We start from the raw sequence: 23003 nt of genomic DNA on the forward strand, positions 1-23003 counted from the left end.
ACGATTCCTAAAGGAACCGTCCCGGTTTTTTTGTGCGCGACTGTTAAGCCGGCTGTTCTTCCTTGCCCAGGCAAGCGGCGGCGGTGAACAGCACATCGGTGGACGAATTGAGCGCGGTTTCCGCCGAATCCTGCAACACACCGATGATGAAACCGACTGCCACCACCTGCATCGCAATCTCACTGGGAATGCCGAACAGGCTGCACGCCAGCGGAATCAGCAACAACGAACCGCCGGCCACGCCGGAAGCACCGCACGCACAGATGGCCGCGACCACGCTGAGCAGCACGGCAGTGGGCAGGTCGACGGCAATGCCCAGGGTATGCACGGCGGCCAGGGTCAGCACGGTGATGGTGATCGCCGCGCCGGCCATGTTGATGGTGGCACCGAGCGGGATCGACACCGAGTAGGTGTCTTCATGCAGGCCCAGGCGTTTGCTCAATGCGAGGTTCACCGGGATATTCGCTGCCGAACTGCGGGTGAAGAATGCGGTGATGCCGCTTTCGCGCAGGCACATCAGCACCAGCGGGTAGGGGTTGCGGCGCAGTTTCCAGAACACGATGGCCGGGTTGATCACCAGCGCCACGAACAGCATGCAGCCGATCAGCACCACCAGCAGGTGGGCGTAGCCGAGCAGGGCGCCGAAGCCGGAAGTGGCCAGGGTCGAGGCAACCAGGCCGAAAATGCCCAGCGGTGCAAAGCGGATCACCACACGCACGATCAGGGTCACGCCGTTGGACAGGTCTTCCAGCACCGCCCGCGTGGTCGGCGCCGCGTGGCGAATGGCAATGCCCATGCCGATGGCCCACGCCAGGATGCCGATGAAGTTGGCATTCATCAGCGCGCTGATCGGGTTGTCCACCACGCTCAGCAACAGGCTCTGCAACACTTCGCCGATACCGCCGGGCGCGGTCACCGCTGCGTCATGGGTCGCCAGCACCAGCGAAGAGGGGAACCACATGCTCGCAACTACCGCCACCACCGCGGCGGCAAAGGTGCCCAGCAGGTACAGGAACAGAATCGGCTTGATATGGGTTTCCTGGCCATGTTTATGGTTGGCGATGGATGCCATCACCAGCACAAACACCAGGATCGGTGCGACGGCCTTGAGTGCCGCGACGAATACCTTGCCGATGAACCCGGTAGCCTTGGCCGCCTCGGGCAACAGCAAGGCCAACAGGATGCCGGCGATCAGGCCGATGACGATTTGCGTGACCAGGCTGACGCGGGCCAGTCGTTGCAGGAGAGAGGGGGCAGCAGTCATAAACACTTGTCTCTGGTTTTTTTTAGGGCGCAGCTACTGACTCGGAAAGGGCTGTAGGACGCGGATCGCGAAGTCTAGCATGCTGTGGGAAAAGTCCCTGGCGGTGCGGCATTGCGTCACCCGCTTGCCCAGGCCTTGGCCAAATCCGGACATACTCTGTTAAGATTCTGTCCTCTCATCTTTCCTCTCTGTCAGCGGGCCCTTCGGGCTGTCGTTGATGTCGTCGTTTCTGGAGTTTTCATGTTGTTTCCCATCCTCCTGCTGTCGGCCGCCGGCTTTACCGTGCTGACCACAGAATTCGTGATCGTCGGCCTGTTGCCGTCCATCGCCCGCGACTTGAACGTCACTGTGTCCCAAGCCGGGCTGCTGGTGACCTTGTTCGCATTTACCGTGGCGGCGTTTGGTCCGTTTCTGACGGCGTACTGCGCACGTTTCCCACGCAAGCGCCTGTTTATCAGCATCCTGATCCTGTTCGGTGTGGCCAATACCGTGGCGGCCCTGGCACCGAATATCTGGGTGATGGCGCTGGCACGGTTGATCCCGGCCCTGGGTTTGCCAGTGTTCTGGGCCCTGGCCAGTGAAACCGCCGTGGACATCGTCGGCCCTGAGTTCGCTGGCCGAGCGATTGAAAAAATCGGCTTCGGTATTGTCTGTGCCACGGTGTTCGGCATTCCGGTGGGCACGCTGATTTCGGATATGTTCGGCTGGCGCAGCGCGTTTGCCATCCTCGCGGTGATCGCGCTGGCCAAGGCTTTGCTGCTGTTTATCTACCTGCCGGTGACCCAACCGAAGAACGATGAAGTGACGTTGCGCTCGCAGTTCAAGATCCTGCGCAACCCGCTGATGCAGGGGCATATCCTGCTGTCGATCCTGGTGTTCAGCGGCATGTTCACCGCCTACACCTACCTGGCGGACATCCTCGAGCGCCTGGCCGGGTTCGACGGTACGCTGGTGGGCTGGTGCCTGATGGGCTTCGGTGCGGTCGGTCTGATTGGCAATTCGCTGGGCGGGCGTGCGGTGGATCGTCACCCGTTGATCGCCTCCATGGTGTTCTGCGGCTTCATGATCGCAGGCATGGTGGCGCTGGTCCCGGCGATTCATTCGACCATCGGCCTGGCGGCGGCGATGGCCGTGTGGGGCGTGACCCAGGCGGCGATGTTCCTGGTCAGCCATGTGCGCCTGATGAAGGCTGCACCCCATGCGCCGGCGTTTGCCGCGTCGCTGAACATCGCCGGGGCCAACCTGGGCATCGGCCTGGGCGCCATGGTGGGCGGGCACGTGATCGACACCCTCGGCCTGGGCAGCCTGGGCTTTGCGGCGTCCGGGTTTATCCTGGTGTCGATCCTGCTGGCGTTGTGGCTGATGACCGCCAGGCAACCGCTCGCCTCCGGCGCCTGAGCCGTCAGGGCAGGGTGGTGAACAGCTCGCGCCGGGCGCCTTCGGTAATCGCCACGATGCCGGGGTGCTTGACCTTGCGCTCCACCGAGATCGCGTAGAACGATTCGGTCACGGCCACGGTCTGGCCAATCAGCGCCACGCCGTACTGGCGCACCACCTCGTCGGCAATCACGCTGGGGGCGATAAAGATCCCGCTGCCGGATTGGCCGAATGCCTGCATCAAGGCGCTGTCGTCGAACTCGCCGATGATCTTCGGTTGAATCTGTTGTTCGGCAAACCAGCGCTGCAAACGGCTGCGTACCACGGTTTCCGCGCCCGGAATCAACAGCGGCGCGCCGTGCAGGCACTGTGGGAAATCCCCTCGGTGTTCGTCAGCCAACACCTGGGTGGCGAAAAAACTGATGCCGCATTCGCCCAACTTCTGGCTGTAGCCTTTGATGTCCAGGTGAGTAGGCATGGGGCTGTCGGAAATCACCAGGTCAAGGCGCTGGATCGCCAGGTCGGCGAGCAGGCGTTCGAGTTTGTCCTCACGGCAGGTGATGCGGATCGGCTCGCTCAACTCCATGGTCGGTGCGATCAGCCGGTAGACGATAGACTTGGGCACCACGTCCGCCACGCCGACGCGGAACAGGATCTGCTGTTCGTCGGGCTGCGCGCGCAGCATGGCCTCCAGTTCATTACCGGTCTGGAACATCTGCTCGGCATAGGGCAGGGCCTGGCGCCCGGCTTCGGTCAGTTCCAGTTGGCGGCCGACGCGCTGAAACAGCGCGATACCGAAGGTTTGCTCGAGCAGGCTGATCTGCCCGCTGATGGTCTGGGGCGTGAGGTTCAACTGCTCGCACGCACGCACGATGCTGCCGGTCTTGGCCACCACCCAGAAGTAGTGCAGTTGTCGGTAATTGAGCATGGCAGCCTTCACTTCGTAAAAAACGAAGTATACGCGAGAAAAATACGAATTTTCCTGAACTGTTTGCCTGCATAGAATGCGTCGCTATCGCGGGGCCACTATTTGGACCCAAGGGTTCTAACGAGGAAGACATCATGAAACTCAATTCCCTGGGCGCGGCATCCTTGCTTGCGCTTTCATTGGTAGTGATCAGCGGTTGCGATCAGGTCGAGAAAAGCGCGCAGCAGGTACTGGGCAAGGCCACCGAATCGGCCAAGCAAGCCATCGATGACACCCACAAGGCTGCCGAACAGGCATTGAGTGAAGCGACCAACGGCCTGATCAACCCGCAGAAAAAGGATGATCAGGAAGAGAACGAAACCGAATCGAACAGTAAAGAAGCCTAATTTCCGCTCAACGTCAGGACTGACCTATGGATTACCTTTTACAACTGGCCGCCAGCCCCACCGCCTGGATTGCCCTGGCAACCCTGATCGTGATGGAGATCGTGCTGGGCATCGATAACCTGATCTTCATCTCGATCCTCACCAACAAGTTGCCGGAGAAGCATCGGGCCAAGGCGCGACGCATCGGTATCAGCATGGCGTTGGTGTTGCGGTTGGGCCTGCTCAGCACCATCGCGTTCATCGTGCAGCTGACGGCGCCGGTGTTCGAAGTGTTCGGCCAGGCCTTTTCGTGGAAGGACATGATCCTGATCGCCGGTGGCCTGTTCCTGGTGTGGAAGGCCACCACCGAAATCCATCACAGCATGGACCCGGAACCCGAAGAGAAGGAAACCAATGCTGGCAACGTGGTGGCCATCGGTTTTGCCGCGGCCATCGGGCAGATCCTGTTGCTCGACCTGGTGTTCTCCATCGACAGCATCATCACCGCCGTGGGCATGACCGAGCACTTGCCGATCATGATCATTGCCGTGGTGACCTCGGTGATCGTGATGCTGGTGGCGGCCGAACCGCTGGCCAAGTTCATCAACGACAACCCGACCGTGGTGATGCTGGCCCTGGGCTTCCTGATCATGATCGGCATGACCCTGATCGCCGAGGGCTTCGGCGCCCATGTACCGAAAGGCTACGTGTATGCGGCCATGGCGTTCTCGGCGGCTATCGAATGCTTGAACATTGCCCGGCGTAACCGCCACCAGCGTTTGCTCGCTGCCCGGCAGTAACCGCTGAAACCAAACGGCCGGCTGCGCTCAAGATGAGCCCAGCCGGCTTTTTGCTGTCTGTTAGAATTCGCGCACTTGATAGCGTGAGGTCCTACATGAACGAGCCGATTCGTCTTACCCAGTACAGCCACGGCGCGGGGTGTGGCTGCAAGATATCGCCCCAGGTGCTGGAAGTGATCCTTGCCGGCAGCGGCGCACAGAACCTCGACCCCAAGCTGTGGGTGGGCAACGCTTCGCGTGACGATGCGGCGGTGTACGCCATCGACGACGAGCGCGGCGTGGTCTCCACCACCGACTTTTTCATGCCGATTGTCGATGATCCCTTCGATTTCGGCCGGATTGCTGCCACCAATGCCATCAGTGATATCTACGCCATGGGTGGCGATCCGCTGATGGCCATCGCCATTCTGGGCTGGCCGGTGAACGTACTGGCGCCGGAGATTGCCCGCGAAGTGATCCGCGGCGGCCGCTCGGTGTGCGACGCAGCCGGGATTCCTCTGGCGGGCGGGCATTCCATCGACGCCCCGGAGCCGATCTTCGGCCTGGCCGTGACCGGCATCGTGCAAAAGCGCCATATGAAGCGCAACGACACAGCCACCGCCGGTTGCCGGTTGTATCTCACCAAGCCCATCGGCATCGGCATCCTCACCACCGCCGAGAAGAAGGGCAAATTGCGCGAGGCGGATATCGGCCTGGCCCGGGACTGGATGTGCACCCTGAACAAGCCCGGCAGCCGTTTCGGCAAGTTGGCGGGGGTGACCGCAATGACCGATGTCACCGGTTTCGGCTTGTTGGGCCACCTGGTGGAAATGGCTGACGGCAGCGGCCTGACGGCGCGCATCGAGTACAACAAGGTCCCACGCCTGGCTGGGATCGAGGACTACCTGGACCAGGGGTGCATGCCCGGCGGCACCTTGCGCAACTTCGACAGCTATTCGAGCAAGCTCGGACGCCTGCAGGAGCTGCACAAGCGCGTACTGTGCGACCCGCAGACCAGCGGCGGCCTGTTGATCGCCGTCACGCCCGAGGGCGACGCCGAATTCCACCGCATGGCGGCTGAACTGGGCCTGGTCCTGGAACCTATCGGCGAGCTGCTCGAGCGACAGACCCACGCGGTTGAGGTGATTTGATGGCAACCGATATCACCGACTACCGCGACATTTTCCTCAATGATCGGCCAATGATGGATACCCGCGCGCCGATCGAGTTCACCAAGGGCGCGTTCCCGGGGGTGATCAACCTGCCGCTGATGACCGACGACGAACGCCAGCGCGTCGGCACCTGCTACAAGCAGCAGGGCCAGCAGGCCGCCATCGTGCTCGGGCATGAGCTGGTGTCCGGCGCTATCAAGGCCGAGCGTATCGAGCAGTGGGCGCGGTTCGCCCAGGCCAACCCCGAGGGTTACCTCTACTGTTTCCGTGGCGGGCTGCGTTCACAGATCGTGCAGCAATGGCTCAAGACCGAAGCCGGCATCGAGTATCCCCGTGTCGGTGGCGGCTACAAGGCCATGCGCACCTTTTTGCTGGAGACCGTCGAGCACGCCGCCACGCAGTGTGACTTCGTGCTGCTGGGCGGTATGACTGGCACCGGCAAGACCGAGGTGCTCGGCCAGTTGCGCAATGCCCTGGACCTGGAAGGTCATGCCAACCATCGCGGCTCCAGCTTCGGCAAACGCGCCACGGCGCAGCCGTCCAACATCGACTTCGAAAACCGCCTGGCCGTGGACCTGCTGAAAAAGCGTGCTGCGGGTATCGAGCAGTTCGTGGTCGAGGATGAGAGCCGCATGATCGGCAGTTGCGCGCTGCCGCTGGCGTTGCACAAGGGCATGCAGACGTTCCCGATGGTGTGGCTGCAGGACAGCGTAGAAGGGCGGGTCGAGCGCATCCTGCGCGACTATGTGGTGGACCTGTGCGCCGAATTTATCGCGGTGTTTGGCGACACCGGCCAGGCGCTGTTTGCCGAGCGCCTGACCCAGAGCCTGGGCAATATCCATAAACGCCTGGGCGGCGAACGCTTCCAGCGGTTGCAGGCGATCTTGCAGGCGGCCCTGGCGGAGCAGGCGCGCAGCGGTGATGTGGACCTGCATCGCGCCTGGATCGAAGGGCTTCTGCGCGAGTATTACGACCCGATGTACGCCTTCCAGCGCGAAAACAAAGGCGCACGGATCGAGTTCGCAGGGGAGCAGGGCGCCGTGGTGGAATATTTGCGCGCACGCGCGCCGATCAGAGGATAGCCGCGCCGATCAACCCACACACCACCCCAACCAGCATCGTCAACCCCGCCACCGTCACCAGCACCCGCGCATCGAAGTCCTTGCGCAGCATCAGCAGCGACGGCAGGCTCACACTCGGCAGGGTCATCAGCAAGGCCACGGCCGGGCCGGTGCCCATGCCCAGGGTCATCATGGTTTGTACGATGGGGATCTCGGCGGCGGTGGGAATCACGAACAACGTGCCGACAATCGCCAGCGGCACCAGCCAAACCAGGCTGTTGGTCATGGCGCCGTCGACATGGGGGAACAGCCAGACGCGCGCGGCACCCAGGATCAGCACGGCCAGGATGTACACCGGGATCGTGCTCCAGAACAACTGCCACAGGGTCCGCAGCCAACGGCCCAGGAACGGCTGGGACTCAACCACACTGACCTCGGCCACCGCGCCCAGAGCCGCTTCCGGCACCTGGTCCGGGCGGGCGATACGTTGCGCGATCAGGGACACGCCCACCACCAGTACAATGCCCGCCACCAGCCGCAATGCGGTGAAGCCCCACCCCAGCACGAAGCCCATGAACACCAGCGTCGCCGGGTTCAGCACGGGGTTGGCGATCCAGAACGCGAGTGCCGCGCCCACCGAGACCTGCTGCCGACGCATGCCGGCCGCGACCGGTGCCGCGCAGCAACTGCACATCATCCCCGGCAGGGCGAACAGCCCGCCCCGCAGGGTCGACCCCACCCCGGCGCGGCCGAACAGGCGCAGCAGCCAGTCGCGGGGGATCAGCACTTGCAGGAGGGAGCCCAGGATCACCGCCAGCACAGCGGCTTTCCAGATCGCCAGGAAGTACACCTGGGCGTACGCCAGCGCGGCCGCCAGGGGCGAGCTTTGCTGATCGTTGAGAATCGAGGCGCCAATGCTGTGGTTATCGGCGGCGGCGAAGGCCTTGAGGTAGTAAGGCGACCACTTCACGTAGTAGAGGCCGACGCAGGCGACCAGCAGGAACAGCGCTGGTTTCCACCAGAACGACCAGCCCCGGTTGGGCTGGGTGGAGGCGAGGTTGGGCATGGTGATGATCCGCAGGTGAGTCAATAGCGGCGCATCATACGCCCTCAGCTCTCGGCGCTCACCTGGGTAGGTTCAGGGCAGGTTTCTTCGCCGTTGTTCAGGCCCTGTTTATAGTTGCGGCTCAGCAACGAGGCTTTGCCGTTGTGCCAGGTCAGCGTCAGCACATACAGCGTGTCGTAGTCGCTGCCGGACCAGTCGTCGGTGATGGTGTGTTTTTCGCCGGACGCTTCGCTCGCCACCTTGTTGATCAGCTCCGGCAGATAGCCGTGGGACCAGGCGGTGTAGATGATGGAGTTGTGGTACTTGTCTTCCACCAGCTCGTCGGCGAGGGCACTGGTGTCATTCGCGGAAAACTTGATGTTCACCGGCAGGCCGAGCTTGATCGCGCTGGGGCTGATGGTCATCAGCGGGCGAATATAGCTGTAGGAATTGTCCAGTTCGCCTTCCTCCACATTGCGTGTCGGGTTGGCGGCGAACACGAAATTGGCCTTGCCGAACTTCTCTGGCAAAACCGTGGCCAGGTTCATCGCCCGGTTGAGGCCCTGGCAATTGAGCTGGCCCAGGCCACCGGCGGGTTTTTCACCGTGGCGCAGGAAGACCAGGGTTTGCACGCCGTCAACCTGGTCGGCGTTGCTGATCCGTGACTCCAGGCTCAGATCGATAGCGCCGCCAACCAACAAGAGCGGCAACAGGATGTATGAATAGCGTTTCAGTCGTTGCACAAGGCGCAGAGGCTTGATCGTCATTGTAAGTTCGAGTCTTCATGCGTCACGTTAAGGCAGACACGCCTGGCCACTATGACGCCTGGGGCGCCTGCGGTGTTCCCTGTCGAGATAGCGAGGTGCCTCCATTCACCGCTTGAGCTCAGTTAAGAGTGCACGAGGGCGTATTGGTTCGCCCTCACGACATGATAGCTGGCGGTTGTTGCGTATTGATGACCCATGCAGGACGCTCGCCGGATGACTATCATGGGGGCTTTCAGCACACACACACACAGGGCTTCCCGATGAACCCACTCGCTGCTTTCCCGATCAACAGCAAATGGCCTGCCCAGCATCCGGAGCGCCTGCAACTGTACTCGCTGCCGACCCCCAACGGGGTAAAAGTGTCGATCATGCTCGAAGAGCTCGGCCTGCCCTATGAAGCGCACAAGGTCAGCTTCGAGACCCAGGACCAACTCTCTCCCGAGTTCCTGTCGCTGAACCCCAACAACAAGATCCCCGCGATCATCGACCCCAATGGCCCCAGCGGCCAGCCGTTGGCGTTGTTTGAGTCTGGCGCGATCCTGATCTACCTGGCGGAAAAATCCAGCCAGTTGCTCTCCGAGGATCCGGCGACACGTTATGAAACTATTCAGTGGCTGATGTTCCAGATGGGCGGTATCGGCCCGATGTTCGGCCAGTTGGGCTTCTTCAACAAATTTGCCGGCAAGGCCTACGAAGACAAACGCCCGCGCGACCGTTACGCCGCCGAATCCCGGCGCCTGCTGGGCGTGCTGGAAAAACGCCTGCTGGGCCGTACCTGGATCATGGGCGACGAGTACAGCATCGCTGACATCGCCACCTTTCCGTGGGTCCGCAACCTGATCGGCTTCTACGAATCCGGTGACCTTGTAGGCATTGCCGACTTTCCCAATGTACTGCGCGCTCTGGACGGTTTCGTCGCACGGCCGGCGGTGATCCGTGGCCTTAATATTCCGAGTTGAAGCATGCCGACTTTCGATTTCAAACAGCTGGACGTGTTCAGCCGCGTGGCGCTCAAAGGCAACCCGCTGGCGGTGGTGTTTGGCGCCGACAGCCTGAGCGACCAACAGATGGCGGACTTCGCCAATTGGACCAACCTCAGTGAAACCACGTTTTTACTGACGCCGCGTGATCCTCGGGCTGACTACCGGGTGCGAATTTTCACCACCTTGACGGAGCTGCCTTTTGCCGGACACCCGACGCTGGGCAGTTGTTATGCCTGGCTGCAGGCAGGTGGTATTCCCAAGGGCGAGGAGATAATCCAGGAGTGCGAAATCGGCCTGGTGCGTATCCGTCGCCAAGGCGATGAACTGGCATTTATCGCGCCGCCGTTATTGCGCGCCGGTACTGTGGACGCGCCGTTGCTGGAGCGCGTGCGCCTGGGCTTGGGCCTGGAGCCCGGGGCCATCGTGCGCAGCCAGTGGGTGGACAATGGCGCTGGCTGGCTCGCGGTAATGCTGGCAGACCGTGACCAGGTCCTGGCGTTGCAGCCGGACTATTCGCAACTGCTGGGGCTGGCCGTGGGCGTGATCGCCCCCTGTGACGGCGGGCGCGACGATGTGGATGCGCAATTTGAGGTGCGTGCCTTTATCGCAGGCGATGGCGCGCAGGAAGACCCGGCCACCGGCAGCTTGAATGCGGGGCTTGCGCAATGGTTGCTCGGCGAGGGCCTGGCCCCCGAGCGCTATGTGGTCAGCCAGGGCACGGCAATTGGCCGGGCAGGGCGGATCCGCGTTGAGCGCCAGGGCACTGAAATATGGATGGGTGGCGCCGTGTCGGTGTGCATCGACGGGCGTGTACAGCTCTAGATCAATAAATTATTACCGCCCCCGCAATACACTATTGGCCCCTCGGCGTTTGTGCTGCCGGGGCCTGGGGGCATAAGCTTTCGCCCCAAAGATTTTCTGCCTTGCGATAGGACCACCATGACCAGCCAGTTCCCCCAAGCCCGCCCACGCCGCCTGCGCCGCTCCCCGGAGCTGCGTGGCCTGTTCCAGGAAACCGAATTCACCCTCAACGACCTGGTGCTGCCGATCTTCGTCGAAGAAGAAATCGACGACTTCGTGCCAATCACCAGCATGCCGGGCGTGCAGCGCATCCCTGAGAAGAAACTGGCCGGCGAGATCGAGCGCTATGCCCGTGCCGGCATCAAGTCGGTGATGACCTTCGGCGTGTCCCACCACCTGGACGCCAGCGGCAGCGACACCTGGAAAGAGCGCGGCCTGGTCTCGCGCATGTCGTCGATCATCAAGGACGCTGTGCCGGAAATGATCGTGATGTCCGACACCTGCTTCTGCGAATACACCGACCATGGCCACTGCGGTGTGATGCACGGCGCCCATGTCGACAACGACGCGACGCTGGTCAACCTCGGCAAGCAGGCCGTGGCCGCCGCGCGTGCCGGTGCCGATGTCATTGCCCCTTCGGCGGCGATGGACGGCCAGGTCCAGGCGATCCGCCGCGCCCTGGATGATGCGGGCTTCACCCATATCCCGATCATGGCTTACTCGACCAAATTCGCCTCGGCCCTCTACGGACCGTTCCGCGAAGCCGGCGGCAGTGCGCTCAAGGGCGACCGCAAGAGCTACCAGATGAACCCGATGAACCGCCGCGAAGCCATACGCGAATCGCTGCTGGATGAACAGGAAGGCGCGGATGCGCTGATGGTCAAGCCGGCCGGTGCCTACCTCGACATCATCCGCGACATCCGCGAAGCCTCGCGCCTGCCGGTGGCGGCGTACCAGGTGAGCGGCGAGTACGCGATGATCAAGTTCGGTGTCCAGGCCGGGGCGATTGATGAGGACCGTGTGGTGCGTGAAACCTTGGGCTCGATCAAGCGCGCGGGTGCGGACTTGATCTTCACCTACTTCGCGATGGACGTGGCGTTGGCGGGGATCTAGAACCACAACAGGTAAAATGTGGGAGGGAGCTTGCCCCCTCCCACATCAACAATGCCCGGCCCATCGTCGCCAAGGAAGCCCCATGTATTCAAGCCGCCTGATCCTGTGCCTTGCCACTTTGCTGGTACTGGCCGGTTGCTCCACCACGCGCAACCCGCAACAGCCGCAGCGCAGCGAGGCCGAGGTGAAAGCGCAGATCGTGCGCCTGCTGCCGACCAAGGTGGCTGACCGCGAGGGCTGGGCCCAGGACATCTACACGGCCTTTGACACCCAGAACATCTACCCCAGCACGGAAAACATCTGCGCCGTGCTGGCGGTGACCGAGCAGGAGTCGACCTATCAGGTCGACCCACCGGTGCCAGACATTGGCAAGATCGCCCAGGATGAAATCCTGCGGCGTGCCGGCAAAGTCCATATGCCGGCGTTTGTCGTGCGCAGCGCCCTGCAACTGCGCTCGCCCAGCGGCAAGACCTACGCCGACCGCCTCAATGCTGCGCGCACGGAGAAGGACCTGAGTGGCATCTTCGATGACTTCATCAGCATGGTGCCCCTGGGCAACACGTTGTTTGGTGGTTTCAACCCGGTGCATACCGCAGGCCCGATGCAGGTAAGTATCGACTTTGCGCAGAAACAGGCGCGGGGTTATCCCTACACGGTGGATGGCACAATTCGTCGCGAAGTCTTCACCCGTCGTGGCGGCATGTACTTCGGCATCGCGCACTTGCTGGGTTACCCGGTGAGCTACGACCGGCCGCTGTATCGCTTTGCCGATTTCAATGCCGGGTGGTACGCCAGCCGTAATGCCGCGTTCCAGGCTGCCGTCAGCCGTGCTTCGGGCACCGAGTTGGCCTTGGACGGAGATCTGATTCGCTACGGCTCGCTGCTGCCCGGCACCACCGAGTTGGCGGTGCGTTCATTGGGGGCCAGGCTGGACATGCGCAACCCCAGCATCCGCAGTCAGCTGGAGCAGGGCGAGCAATTGGATTTCGAGGACACCACCCTCTACAAGCGCGTATTTGCCCTGGCCGACAAGGCCGCCGGCAAGCCGATGCCACGGGCCATCCTGCCGGGCATCGTGCTCAAGAGTCCCAAGATCACCCGTAACCTGACCACGGCGTGGTTTGCCCAGCGGGTCGACGAGCGTTATCAGCGCTGCCTGAAGCGCTGATCAGCGTTGAGGTGAGCAGGCTTGCTGCGGTGACCGGGCTTGCTGTGGCAAGCCCGCTCGCCACAGGTTCGCACCATCAGAGGAACGAGCTTTGTTCGCCGTTGATCGCCCGTGCGCGGGACTGATCCTTGGGTGAACAGCCTGCCACGGCCAGGGCTGCCAGCAGGAACAGGAGATAGGATTTTGGCTTGCCGTCCAGATGGCGCATTGCGGTTCCTTGGGAGGTATGGGGGAATTTGACGGGGATTAAAGCGGTGCCGCAGACGCGAGGTTGAAGGGTAAAGAAAAGGCCTGGTTTTCGTGGAACCAGGCCCTTTCCATGTTGCTCTTTGAATCAGATGCGTTCGAGCGCCAGGGCTACCCCCTGGCCGCCACCGATGCACAGCGTCGCCAGGCCTTTCTTGGCATCACGCTTGATCATTTCATGCAGCAGCGTCACCAGCACGCGGCAGCCCGAGGCGCCGATCGGGTGGCCGATGGCGATGGCGCCGCCGTTGACGTTGACCTTGTCGGCGTCCCATTCCAGCTCTTTGCCCACCGCCAGGGATTGCGCGGCGAAGGCTTCGTTGGCTTCGATCAGGTCCAGGTCGCCCAGGCTCCAACCGGCTTTGTCCAGGCAACGGCGGGTGGCCGACACCGGGCCGATGCCCATGATCGCCGGGTCGACGCCGGCGTTGGCGTAGCTGGCAATGCGCCCCAGTATCGGCAGGCCGAGGGCCTTGGCCTTGTCGGCGCTCATCAGCAGCACCGCGGCGGCACCGTCGTTGAGGCTGGAGGCGTTGCCCGCGGTGACGCTGCCGTCTTTCTTGAACGCCGGTTTCAGCTTGCCCAGAGATTCGGCGGTGGTGCCGGCGCGGGGTTGCTCATCCACGGTGAAGGCCACCGGGTCGCCTTTGCGCTGGGGGATCAGGATCGGTGTGATCTCATCGACAAAGCGGCCCGCTTCAATAGCAGCGACGGCTTTTTGCTGGGAGGCGGCGGCGAACGCATCCTGGGCTTCACGGCTGATGCCGTACTTGTCCACCAGGTTCTCGGCGGTGATGCCCATGTGGTAGTCGTTGAACGCGTCCCACAGGCCGTCGGTGATCATGCTGTCGATCATTTTGGCATGGCCCATGCGCAAACCGGTGCGCGCGGCGGGCAGTACGTACGGAGCCAGGCTCATGTTCTCCATGCCGCCGGCGATGATCACGTCGGCGTCACCGCAACGGATGGCCTGGGCGCCCAGGTGCAGGGCCTTGAGGCCCGAGCCGCAAACCTTGTTCAAGGTCAGGCTGGGCACCGCGTGGGGCAGGCCGGCCAGGATCGACGCCTGGCGCGCCGGGTTCTGGCCTGAGCCTGCGGTGAGGACCTGGCCGAGGATCACTTCATCCACTTCGGCCGGGTCCAGGCCGGTCTGCTCCAGCAGGCGACGGATCACGGCGGCGCCCAGTTCCGGTGCCGGAATGTTCGCCAGCGAACCCTGGAAGCTGCCCACGGCGGTGCGGGTGGCAGCAACAATCACGACGTCTTGCATGGAATCTGTCCTCACTGGAAGTGCATTTCTGGAACGTGGTCCGGGACGATCAGTTTACCGGCGGTCTTGCGCACAATCTCTTCAACGCTGACGCCAGGTGCGCGTTCCTTGAGGACAAAAGCGCCATTTTCGATTTCCAGGTACGCCAGGTCCGTCAGTACACGCTTGATGCAGTGGGCGCCGGTCAGCGGCAGGCTGCATTGGCTGAGCAACTTGGACTCACCGTCCTTGGAGGCATGGGTCATGATCACGATGATGTTTTCTGCACCGGCCACCAGGTCCATGGCGCCGCCCATGCCCTTGACCAGCTTGCCGGGGATCATCCACGAGGCGATATTGCCTTGTACGTCGACTTCAAACGCGCCGAGTACAGTGAGGTCGACGTGGCCGCCGCGGATCATCGCGAAGGACTCGGCGGACGAGAAGATCGACGCGCCGATACGCGCGGTCACGGTCTGCTTGCCGGCGTTGATCATGTCGGCGTCGATGGTGTCTTCGGTCGGAAACGGGCCCATGCCGAGCAGGCCGTTTTCCGATTGCAGCATCACTTCCATGCCTTCCGGAATGTAGTTGGCCACCAGGGTCGGAATGCCGATGCCCAGGTTGACGTAGAAACCGTCCTGCATTTCGCGGGCGACGCGTTGAGCCATTTGTTCGCGGGTAAGAGCCATTTTATGTGTCCTTATTGTTCGGGCTGGGGGCGGATTATTTGCGTACGGTGCGCTGTTCGATGCGCTTCTCGAACGTGCCGCAGATGATCCGGTCGACGTAGATGCCAGGGGTGTGGATCTGCGCCGGGTCCAGCTCGCCCGGCTCGACGATTTCTTCGACTTCGACCACGGTGATCTTGCCGGCGGTGGCAGCCAGCGGGTTGAAATTCTGGGCGGTGTGGCGGTAGATGACGTTGCCGAAGTGGTCGGCTTTCCAGCCTTTGACGATGGCGAAGTCGCCGGTGATGGACTCTTCCATCAGGTACGGACGACCATTGAATTCACGGGTTTCCTTGCCTTCGGCGACCGGAGTGCCAACACCGGTGGCGGTGAAGAAGGCCGGGATGCCGGCGCCGCCCGCGCGCATTTTTTCGGCCAGGGTGCCCTGGGGGGTCAGCACCACTTCGATTTCGCCGCTGAGCAACTGCTTCTCGAACAGGGCGTTTTCACCCACGTAGGAGGCGATCACCTTGCTGATCTGCTTCTGCTCCAGCAGTACGCCCAGGCCGAAGCCGTCGACGCCGCAGTTGTTGGATACCACGGTGAGGTCGCGGGTGCCTTTGCGCTTGATCTCGGCAATGAGGTTTTCCGGAATGCCGCACAGGCCAAAACCGCCGGAGAGTACGGTCATGCCGTCTTCCAGGCCCGCCAGTGCTTCCTCGTAGGACGCCACGCGTTTATCGAAACCTGCCATATGCACCTCTTTTATTGTTTGTGGGCCAGCCAATGAACCGAGTGTTGCTCCGACGGATTGATTTGTTAAGTTGTTTTTTAAGGTTGATTGATTTAAAAAACAGGATAGTCGCCTGGCCATTTGGAGTAGCGTCATGACAGTTAAACAGATGCGCGCGTTTCTCGCCGTGGCCCAGAGCCTGAGTTTCGCCGCCGCCTGCGAACGCCTGCACCTTTCCCAGTCGGCACTGAGCTTGACCATCAAGGGTCTGGAAGAAGGCCTGGGCGGGCGCCTGTTCAGCCGTAATACGCGCAACGTCGCGTTGACACCCGAGGGGGAATCCCTGCTGCCTTTGGCGCGCCGCTTGATTGCCGACTGGGACAACACCGAGGACGAACTGCGCCAGCGCTTTACCCTGCAACGCGGGCGGGTCACGGTGGCGGCGATGCCATCGTTCGCGGGCAACTTGCTACCGCCGATCCTGAAGATATTCCGCGCGCGTTACCCGCAGGTGAATGTCACCGTGCACGACTTGATCAACGAGCAGGTGCTGGAAATGGTGCGCGACCGCCAGGTGGAGCTGGGCGTGGCGTTCGAGCCTTCAGACGGTTCGTCGCTGGCGTTCACGCCGTTGTACCTGGATCGATTCATTGCCGTGGTGCCGGGGGATTCGCCGTTGGTCGAGCTTGATGAAATCGACTGGAAAACCTTGCTGGAGCAGCCGTTCATCACGTTGCAGCGACCTTCGACGGTGCGGGTGATGCTGGAGGAGCATCTGGGGGCGCGGCAGATGAAGTTGCCGGTGGCGCTGGAAAGCCATCAACTGGCGACTGTAGGCAAGATGGTAGCGACGGGGTTGGGTGTCAGCGCCGTCCCCGCATTGTGTGCGCGGCAGATGGAGGAGGCGGGGGCTCATTGCATCACCTTGACCGATCCGGTCATTGAACGACCGATTGGGGTGCTGACCAAACCCGGCCATGAACTCTCGGCGGCAGCGCAGGTGTTGTTTGATATCTTTTGCGACGAAGCGAAGAAGGGACGATTTCCCGCAGTGTTGTAGAGCCGCAATTAAAAAGCCCGCTCGAATCAACAAGCGGGCTTAAATGTTTAATGCGGTGTTATCAGCAGTATCTATCAATCACTTTAACTTGCGATTGGCCCTTGAGATTCTGCCATTCGGTATTAAGTGTGTGGAAGACCTGCTCGATAAAGTTGCGATCGGCGGCTGCTTTCTTGCCGACATAACCCTGGCCACGGCGGTACATCTTCAGGCGCGCCGCCAGTTCACGGTTATTGCGGTCGAACTCGGCTTCTTCGGTGTGGGGCGCCAGGCAGTCAATTTGCACTTCGCCCGATTTGCCAATCCACAGGATATGGTCGTCGAGTGTGTCTTTCTGCGCTGCGAACATCTCAGCCAATTCATCGATAGTTGGTTGGTTGTTCAGATTCATGTGTAAGCCCCTTGACCAGTTGGCGATCTATCAGTTGGTTCGTTAATACTTCGTAAGTTGTCTCCGGTTGCGAAAACCGGGCGTCAGCGACGGTCTGCCGAATACGGGCAGGGTCTTGAACCTGATGCATGTAGTCTTGCTGATGAACTGCTACGCAATGCATTCATAACGAAGACAAGCCGCATTTGAGCGCCTTGTACCGAGCCCTTAGGGCCGGTCAGCTTCATCAATCTGCCTTGTGGGCAGTGCACATCCGGAAAAAACAGCTCGGCGGTCAGACGAGCTTGTTCAAAACGCTTGTTGCCAACGCTCCCGATCCGGGAGACGTCTCGATAATGCAAGGACAAAATGGTTACGTCAACGCTTATGTAGTGATTATTTTTGCTCACTACATAAATTGCCGTGGGGACGGGAGAATGCGGGAAAACGTGACTTGGGCGTCATTTTCTGGAAGTGCAGGTCAGGCTGTATAACGCCTGTTGTGGCGAGCGGGCTTGTCCCGCGTTGGGCTGCGAAGCGGCCCCAATAAGAACACTGCGCAGCATCAGGAACTTTTCAGCGCCTGGATTGGGGCTGCTCTGCAGCCCAACGCGGGACAAGCCCGCTCGCCACAAAGGATCTGCGCTTGATTGAGTTACCGTAACCGTTCGACCAAACGCGGCAAAAGTCGCTCGCACTCGGCTTCGATCTTCACCTGCAACAGCTCATCTGCGCGGGTCTTGCCCAGGTTGATGGCGATGACGGGTTTGCCCTGTTCGACCATGGCTTTGCACAGGCGGAATGCCGAATAGGCCATCAGCGACGAACCGACTACCAGCAAGCCCTCGGCATGGCCGACGGCGGCCATTGCCCTGGCTGCTGTCGCGGGTGCTACGTTCTCACCGAAAAACACCACATCCGGCTTCAGGCGCTCGCCATTGCAATGGGGGCAGTGGGGGACCTGAAAGTGTTCTTCAAAAGCAGGGTCGAGCAAGGTGTCTCCATCGGGTGCCTGCACCGCATGGACCTGCGCCAGGTAGGGGTTGTCGATTTCCATCTGCCGCTGAATTGCATCGCGTGCACTGCGCAACTGGCAATCCAGGCACAGCACCCGGTGCAGGCTGCCGTGCAGTTCGATTACATCATGGGTGCCGGCCTGATCATGCAGGGTGTCGACGTTTTGCGTGATCAGCCCGCTGATACGCCCGCGTTGCTGCAATGTCGCCAATGCCAGGTGCGCCTTGTTCGGCTGCGCAATGCGGACCCTCGGCCACCCGAGCATCGCCCGCGCCCAATAACGGCGGCGTGCCTGCGCGGTGGCGAGGAACTCCTGGTACATCATCGGCGCCTTGCCCCGGCGCACGCCGTCACTGTCGCGGTAGTCGGGAATGCCCGACGACGTGCTGATCCCCGCACCGGTCAACACCAGAAAGTGCCGTTCGGCCATGGCCCGATGCAAGGTATCGAGTTGGTTCTCTTGGTGTTTCAGCGTGTCGAGCATGGGCTCCCCTATTCGCCGCGGATGTACTGCTCCAGCTGTTTGATCAGGTCAGCCTGGTCGGCAATGGCTTCCTTGACCAGGTCGCCGATGGACAGCAGCCCCAACAGCTTGCCGTCTTCGACCACGGGCAGGTGGCGCAGGTGACTGTCGGTCATGATGTTCATACACTCATCGACCTTTTTATGGGTGTCGACGGTGATCACCGGAGAGCTCATCACCTCATGGACCTTGGTGGTGACCGACGACAGCCCCTTGAGCATGATTTTGCGGGCGTAATCACGCTCGCTGATGATCCCGACCACCACGTCATCCTGGACCACCGGCAAGGCCCCGACGTTTTTCTCCGACATCCGCACCAAGGCTTCAAACACGGTGTGGTCGTGTTTGATGACATGCACTTCCTGGTTTTTCTGGTCCTTGGCTTTGAGCACTTCTGCAACGGTCTTCATGGCGGCCACTCCGGTGTTGTTGTTGGTTAGTCAGGGTCCCACTACAGAATCCTAGACCGGCCACCGCGCTGCAAGGTCCAAAGCGGCGCTAAACCCGTCGAAAAACGTCATTCGCCGGTTTTTTTGGGTGTTTAGCCGGCATTTGTCGGTTTTTTGGCCCGCTTGGGACTGGCCGTCGTCTTGCGTGGCGTGCTCTTGCGTTTCTTTTTCCATGGCGTGGCACCTCGGCCTGCCGGGCTGGCGGGACCGGTGATGGTCATGCGCATGCCATTGCAACGGGCGACCTGCTTGCTCATCCAGGCCGCCTGCTTGGCGACGAAGTCTTCCAGGCTCATTTCGCCGCTTTGCACCATGTCCAGGGCCTGCTCCCAGATGGCGGTGGTGCCTGGGTCGGCGATGGCCCGGGGCACGGCGTCGATCAGGCTGAATGCCGCCGGTGTAGCTGATAGCGCCTTGCCGTTCTTCACCAGGTAACCACGGTCCAACAGCCCCTGGATGATGCCGGCGCGGGTGGCCTCGGTGCCGATGCCGGTGGTGTCCTTGAGCTTTTGCTTGAGCAGCGGGTCTTCCACCAACTTGGCGACGTTTTTCATCGCCTTGATCAGGTCACCTTCGGTAAAGGGTTTGGGCGGTTGGGTCCACAGGTCCTTGAGGTTGACCCTGGCCACCCCATAATCCTGGCCCTGTACCAATGGCGGCAGGGCTTGCGGAGCCGGCGCTTCACGTCCCTTGGCTGGCGCCAGGGCTTCGGGCAGGGCGCGTTTCCAGCCCGGTTCGATCACTACTTTGCCCACTGCACGCAACGCCTGATTCGCACAGTCGAAATCCGCCTGGGTGCGATCGTACTCATGGTTGGGCAGGAACTGCGCCAGGTAGCGTGCGCGGATCAGGGTATACACCGCACGATGCTTGCCGGTGAGTTGTCCCACATCCTTGCCGGCGCCGGTAGGGATGATGCCGTGGTGAGCGCTGACCTTGGCATCGTTCCACGCCCGCGAGCGTCGCTGGGCATCGATATGCGGCATCAGCTCGTTCACTGCGGTATCCGCACGTGCCAACGCAGCCAGGATCTTCGGCGCGTCGGGGTGCTGGCTCATCGGTAGATAGCCGCAATCACTGCGCGGGTAGGTGATGACTTTATGGGTTTCATACAACGACTGGGCGATATCCAGGGTTTCCTGGGCGCCAAGGCCGAGCTTCCTGGAGCAGATTTCCTGCAGGGTGCCCAGGTCGAAGGGCAGGGGCGCCACTTCACGCATGCGCTCGGTGCGCAGTTTCACCAGCCGGGCGGTGGCGGCGTTGGTCATGGCGTCGGCCGCGTCCCGCGCCAACTGCGGGTTGAGGCAGCGGCCCTGGTCGTCACAGGCGTCCTCGGGCGCGCGCCATTGGGCGGTGAAGGTCATGCCCCCGTGGCGCAGGTCGACATCGATGGCCCAGTAAGCCACCGGCACAAAATCGGCGATGCTGCGATCGCGGTCCACCACCAGGCGCAGGGTTGGCGTTTGCACCCGACCTACGGGCAACACGCCCTGGTAACCGGATTGGCGCCCGAGCAAGGTGAACAGGCGGCTCATGTTCATGCCAATCAGCCAGTCGGCGCGGGAGCGGCCCAGGGCCGAGTGATACAGGCTGAACGTCTCGGCGCCCGGCTTGAGCGCCGCCAGGGCCTTGCGGATCGAGGCATCATCCAGCGCGGATAGCCACAGCCGCTGGATCGGCCCGCGATAACGGCAATGCTCCACCAGCTCGCGTGCGATCATCTCGCCTTCACGGTCGGCGTCGGTGGCGATCACCAGCTCCTGGGCTTCCCCCAGCAGGCGCTTGACCGCCTTGAACTGGCTGGCGGTCTTGGGCTTGACGCGCATCTTCCATTTTTCCGGGACGATGGGCAGGTCGGCCAGTACCCAGCGCTTGTACTTTTCGTCGTAGGCATCCGGCGGGGCGGTTTCCAGCAGGTGGCCGATGCACCAGGTGACCGTGACCCCATTGCCCAGCCAGCACCCCTCGCCACGGCGGCTGGCGCCGAGCACGGCCGCAATGTCCTTGGCCTGGGAGGGTTTTTCACAGAGGTACAGGCGCATGGTCGTCACACAGATCGGGTTGATGCTGTGCAGGATGCTCAGTCGGCGCGCATTGATCAACCATTATCTGTATGGATGTACAGCAATTTATGTAGGCGCCTGAAGGCAAATGTGGGAGGGGCTTGCCCCCTCCCACAGCGGATCTTCTGTGCTCAGGAGATCGGGTTAGTTGTTATCGATATCCACGTGACGGGTCTCTTTAAGGCAGACCATCCCCACGATCAAACTCACCCCGGTCACCACCACCGGGTACCACAGGCCGTAGAAGATATCGCCGGTGTAGACCACCAGGGCAAACGATACGGTCGGCAGGAACCCGCCAAACCAGCCGTTACCGATGTGGTAGGGCAGGGACATCGAGGTGTAGCGGATACGCGTCGGGAATAGCTCCACCATCAGCGCTGCCAGCGGGCCGTAGCACATCGCGGCAATCAGGATCAGCGCCACGATCAGCACCACCACCATGGTCTTGTTGACCTGGGCCACGTCCGCCGAAGACGGATAGCCGGCCAGGGTCACCGCGCCACGCAGGGCTTTTTCGTCAAAACCATCGATACGCACGTCGCCCACGCTCACTTGCACGGGGCTGCCGGCGGGGGCGGCGACGCTGCTGTAGGGCAGGCCTTGCTTGACCAGGAAGGTCTTGACCTTGTCGCACGGGCTGTCAAATTTCGCCTTGCCCACCGGGTCGAACTGGAAGGTGCAGGTGGCCGGGTCGGCCATCACGGTGATCGGCGCCTGGGTGCTGGCCTGGTCCATCGCCGGGTTGGTGTAGTGCGCCAGGCTCTTGAAGATCGGGAAATACAGCACGGTGGCCAGCAGCAGGCCGAGCATCAGCACCGGCTTGCGCCCGATCTTGTCCGACAGCCAGCCGAAGAAGATAAAGAACGGTGCACCGATCACCACGCTGATGATCAACAGCATGTTGGCCAGGGCCGGGTCCATCTTCAGGAACTGCGTGAGGAAGAACAGCACGTAGAACTGCGCCGCGTAGAAGGTTACCGCTTGCCCGCCGTTGATGCTGAACAGCGCGATCAGCACCACCTTGAGGTTTTCCCATTTGCCGAAGGACTCACGGATCGGCGCCTTGCTGGCCTTGCCTTCCTCTTTCATTTTCAGGAACGCGGGCGATTCGTGCAGGCTCATGCGGATCCAGGTGGAAATGCCCAGCAGCACGATGGAGAACAGGAACGGAATGCGCCAGCCCCAGACTTCGAACTGGTCACCGGTGAAGTAACGGCAGGCCAGCACCACCAGCAGCGACAGCAGCAGGCCGATGGTCGCCGTGGATTGAATCCAGCTGGTGTGGAAGCCGCGCTTGCCGGCCGGTGCGTGCTCGGCCACGTAGGTTGCGGCGCCGCCGTATTCGCCGCCCAGCGCCAGGCCCTGCAGCATGCGCAGCACGATCAGGATGATCGGCGCTGCGATGCCGATGCTGGCGTAGGTTGGCAGCAACCCGACACAGAAGGTCGCCACGCCCATCAGAATGATGGTGACCAAAAAGGTGTACTTGCGCCCGATCATGTCGCCCAACCGACCAAACACCAGCGCACCGAAGGGCCGCACTACAAAGCCGGCCGCAAAGGCCATCAGGGCAAAGATGAATGCCGTGGTGTCGTTGACCCCGGCGAAGAACTGCTTGCTGATCACCGCCGCCAGGGCGCCGTAGAGGAAAAAGTCATACCACTCGAACACCGTCCCCAGGGACGAGGCGAAGATGACTTTCTTTGAGTCGTTGCTGGTGCTCGCGTCGACCGGCGAGCCCAGGGTTTGAGCATGTTCTGACATCGGGTAGCCCTCACAGTGATTATTTATTGTTG

23 protein-coding genes are annotated in these 23003 nt (G+C 61.7%); 10 read left to right on the top strand and 13 right to left on the bottom strand.

The features are described 5' to 3' along the window. Window positions 1–43 precede the first annotated feature (43 nt). Complete coding sequence (gene sstT, locus K5K89_RS11110; RefSeq protein ID WP_092249665.1) at window positions 44–1264, bottom strand: serine/threonine transporter SstT; 1221 nt, start codon at window positions 1262–1264, stop codon at window positions 44–46. A 240-nt stretch (window positions 1265–1504) separates the two neighbouring features. On the opposite strand from sstT, the gene K5K89_RS11115 reads away from it, so the two are divergent. Continuing rightward, window positions 1505–2662, top strand: a complete 1158-nt coding sequence (locus K5K89_RS11115; protein WP_071489673.1) for an MFS transporter — start codon at window positions 1505–1507, stop codon at window positions 2660–2662. A gap of 4 nt (window positions 2663–2666) precedes the next feature. On the opposite strand, the gene nhaR is transcribed toward K5K89_RS11115, so the two are convergent. Next, a complete protein-coding gene (gene nhaR / locus K5K89_RS11120; protein ID WP_071489672.1) occupies window positions 2667–3569 on the bottom strand; it encodes a transcriptional activator NhaR in 903 nt (300 codons plus the stop codon). 134 nt (window positions 3570–3703) lie between these two features. On the opposite strand from nhaR, the gene K5K89_RS11125 reads away from it, so the two are divergent. The 4 genes from K5K89_RS11125 to mnmH all read left to right on the top strand — a co-directional run bounded on the left by K5K89_RS11125 (window position 3704) and on the right by mnmH (window position 6967). Then, window positions 3704–3955, top strand: coding sequence for a hypothetical protein (locus K5K89_RS11125; RefSeq protein ID WP_071489671.1), 252 nt, complete (start codon window positions 3704–3706; stop codon window positions 3953–3955). A gap of 26 nt (window positions 3956–3981) precedes the next feature. Further along, window positions 3982–4734: a TerC family protein gene (locus K5K89_RS11130; protein WP_058425591.1), complete on the top strand. Its 753-nt coding sequence runs from the start codon at window positions 3982–3984 to the stop codon at window positions 4732–4734. Between the two features lie 95 nt (window positions 4735–4829). Then, window positions 4830–5864, top strand: coding sequence for a selenide, water dikinase SelD (gene selD / locus K5K89_RS11135; protein ID WP_071489670.1), 1035 nt, complete (start codon window positions 4830–4832; stop codon window positions 5862–5864). Further along, the gene (gene mnmH / locus K5K89_RS11140; protein ID WP_071489669.1) at window positions 5864–6967 is read left to right on the top strand and encodes a tRNA 2-selenouridine(34) synthase MnmH; all 1104 of its coding nucleotides are present in this window, start codon (window positions 5864–5866) and stop codon (window positions 6965–6967) included. The genes selD and mnmH overlap by 1 nt, the downstream gene beginning before the upstream one ends. Here mnmH and K5K89_RS11145 read toward each other — a convergent pair. After that, entirely contained in the window at window positions 6957–8012 is a 1056-nt protein-coding gene (locus tag K5K89_RS11145; RefSeq protein WP_222541403.1) for a permease, read from the bottom strand. The two genes, mnmH and K5K89_RS11145, sit on opposite strands and share 11 nt — an antisense overlap. Window positions 8013–8056: 44 nt before the next feature. Beyond that, window positions 8057–8758, bottom strand: a complete 702-nt coding sequence (locus K5K89_RS11150) for a histidine phosphatase family protein (RefSeq protein WP_071489668.1) — start codon at window positions 8756–8758, stop codon at window positions 8057–8059. A gap of 260 nt (window positions 8759–9018) precedes the next feature. Here K5K89_RS11150 and K5K89_RS11155 point away from each other — a divergent pair, with 260 nt between their 5' ends. The 4 genes from K5K89_RS11155 (at window position 9019) to K5K89_RS11170 (ending at window position 12823) form a co-directional block, all read left to right on the top strand. Beyond that, entirely contained in the window at window positions 9019–9717 is a 699-nt protein-coding gene (locus K5K89_RS11155; RefSeq protein WP_071489748.1) for a glutathione S-transferase N-terminal domain-containing protein, read from the top strand. Window positions 9718–9720: 3 nt separating this feature from the next. Then, window positions 9721–10563, top strand: coding sequence for a PhzF family phenazine biosynthesis protein (locus tag K5K89_RS11160; protein ID WP_222541404.1), 843 nt, complete (start codon window positions 9721–9723; stop codon window positions 10561–10563). 117 nt (window positions 10564–10680) lie between these two features. Next, entirely contained in the window at window positions 10681–11655 is a 975-nt protein-coding gene (hemB, locus tag K5K89_RS11165) for a porphobilinogen synthase (RefSeq protein WP_222541405.1), read from the top strand. Window positions 11656–11737: 82 nt separating this feature from the next. Next, window positions 11738–12823 (top strand): DUF1615 domain-containing protein, encoded by a 1086-nt coding sequence (locus K5K89_RS11170; protein WP_222541406.1) that lies wholly within the window; start codon window positions 11738–11740, stop codon window positions 12821–12823. Window positions 12824–12899: 76 nt separating this feature from the next. Here the strand turns inward: K5K89_RS11170 and K5K89_RS28635 are convergent, their stop codons facing one another. From K5K89_RS28635 to K5K89_RS11185, 4 genes are all read right to left on the bottom strand, one after another. Beyond that, entirely contained in the window at window positions 12900–13031 is a 132-nt protein-coding gene (locus K5K89_RS28635; protein WP_256575431.1) for a hypothetical protein, read from the bottom strand. Window positions 13032–13157: 126 nt separating this feature from the next. Continuing rightward, a complete protein-coding gene (locus tag K5K89_RS11175; RefSeq protein ID WP_222541407.1) occupies window positions 13158–14339 on the bottom strand; it encodes an acetyl-CoA C-acetyltransferase in 1182 nt (393 codons plus the stop codon). An 11-nt stretch (window positions 14340–14350) separates the two neighbouring features. Further along, window positions 14351–15010, bottom strand: a complete 660-nt coding sequence (locus K5K89_RS11180) for a CoA transferase subunit B (protein ID WP_071489663.1) — start codon at window positions 15008–15010, stop codon at window positions 14351–14353. Window positions 15011–15044: 34 nt separating this feature from the next. Beyond that, a complete protein-coding gene (locus K5K89_RS11185) occupies window positions 15045–15743 on the bottom strand; it encodes a CoA transferase subunit A (protein WP_058425579.1) in 699 nt (232 codons plus the stop codon). A 133-nt stretch (window positions 15744–15876) separates the two neighbouring features. On the opposite strand from K5K89_RS11185, the gene K5K89_RS11190 reads away from it, so the two are divergent. Then, on the top strand, window positions 15877–16782 hold the full coding sequence (locus K5K89_RS11190) for a LysR family transcriptional regulator (protein ID WP_071489662.1): 906 nt from the start codon (window positions 15877–15879) through the stop codon (window positions 16780–16782). Between the two features lie 61 nt (window positions 16783–16843). Here K5K89_RS11190 and K5K89_RS11195 read toward each other — a convergent pair whose 3' ends face one another. The 5 genes from K5K89_RS11195 to K5K89_RS11215 form a co-directional block, all read right to left on the bottom strand. Further along, window positions 16844–17173, bottom strand: a complete 330-nt coding sequence (locus K5K89_RS11195) for a hypothetical protein (RefSeq protein ID WP_025854475.1) — start codon at window positions 17171–17173, stop codon at window positions 16844–16846. A gap of 634 nt (window positions 17174–17807) precedes the next feature. Beyond that, window positions 17808–18653 (bottom strand): NAD-dependent protein deacetylase, encoded by an 846-nt coding sequence (locus tag K5K89_RS11200; protein ID WP_071489661.1) that lies wholly within the window; start codon window positions 18651–18653, stop codon window positions 17808–17810. 8 nt (window positions 18654–18661) lie between these two features. After that, the gene (locus K5K89_RS11205) at window positions 18662–19102 is read right to left on the bottom strand and encodes a CBS domain-containing protein (protein ID WP_071489660.1); all 441 of its coding nucleotides are present in this window, start codon (window positions 19100–19102) and stop codon (window positions 18662–18664) included. A 131-nt stretch (window positions 19103–19233) separates the two neighbouring features. Beyond that, entirely contained in the window at window positions 19234–21183 is a 1950-nt protein-coding gene (locus K5K89_RS11210; protein WP_222541699.1) for a DNA topoisomerase III, read from the bottom strand. A gap of 165 nt (window positions 21184–21348) precedes the next feature. Further along, entirely contained in the window at window positions 21349–22971 is a 1623-nt protein-coding gene (locus tag K5K89_RS11215; protein ID WP_071489659.1) for an MFS transporter, read from the bottom strand. Window positions 22972–23003: the final 32 nt, after the last annotated feature.

It is taken from the genome of Pseudomonas sp. DR208 (assembly GCF_019823005.1).
GTDB classification, from domain to species: domain Bacteria; phylum Pseudomonadota; class Gammaproteobacteria; order Pseudomonadales; family Pseudomonadaceae; genus Aquipseudomonas; species Aquipseudomonas extremorientalis.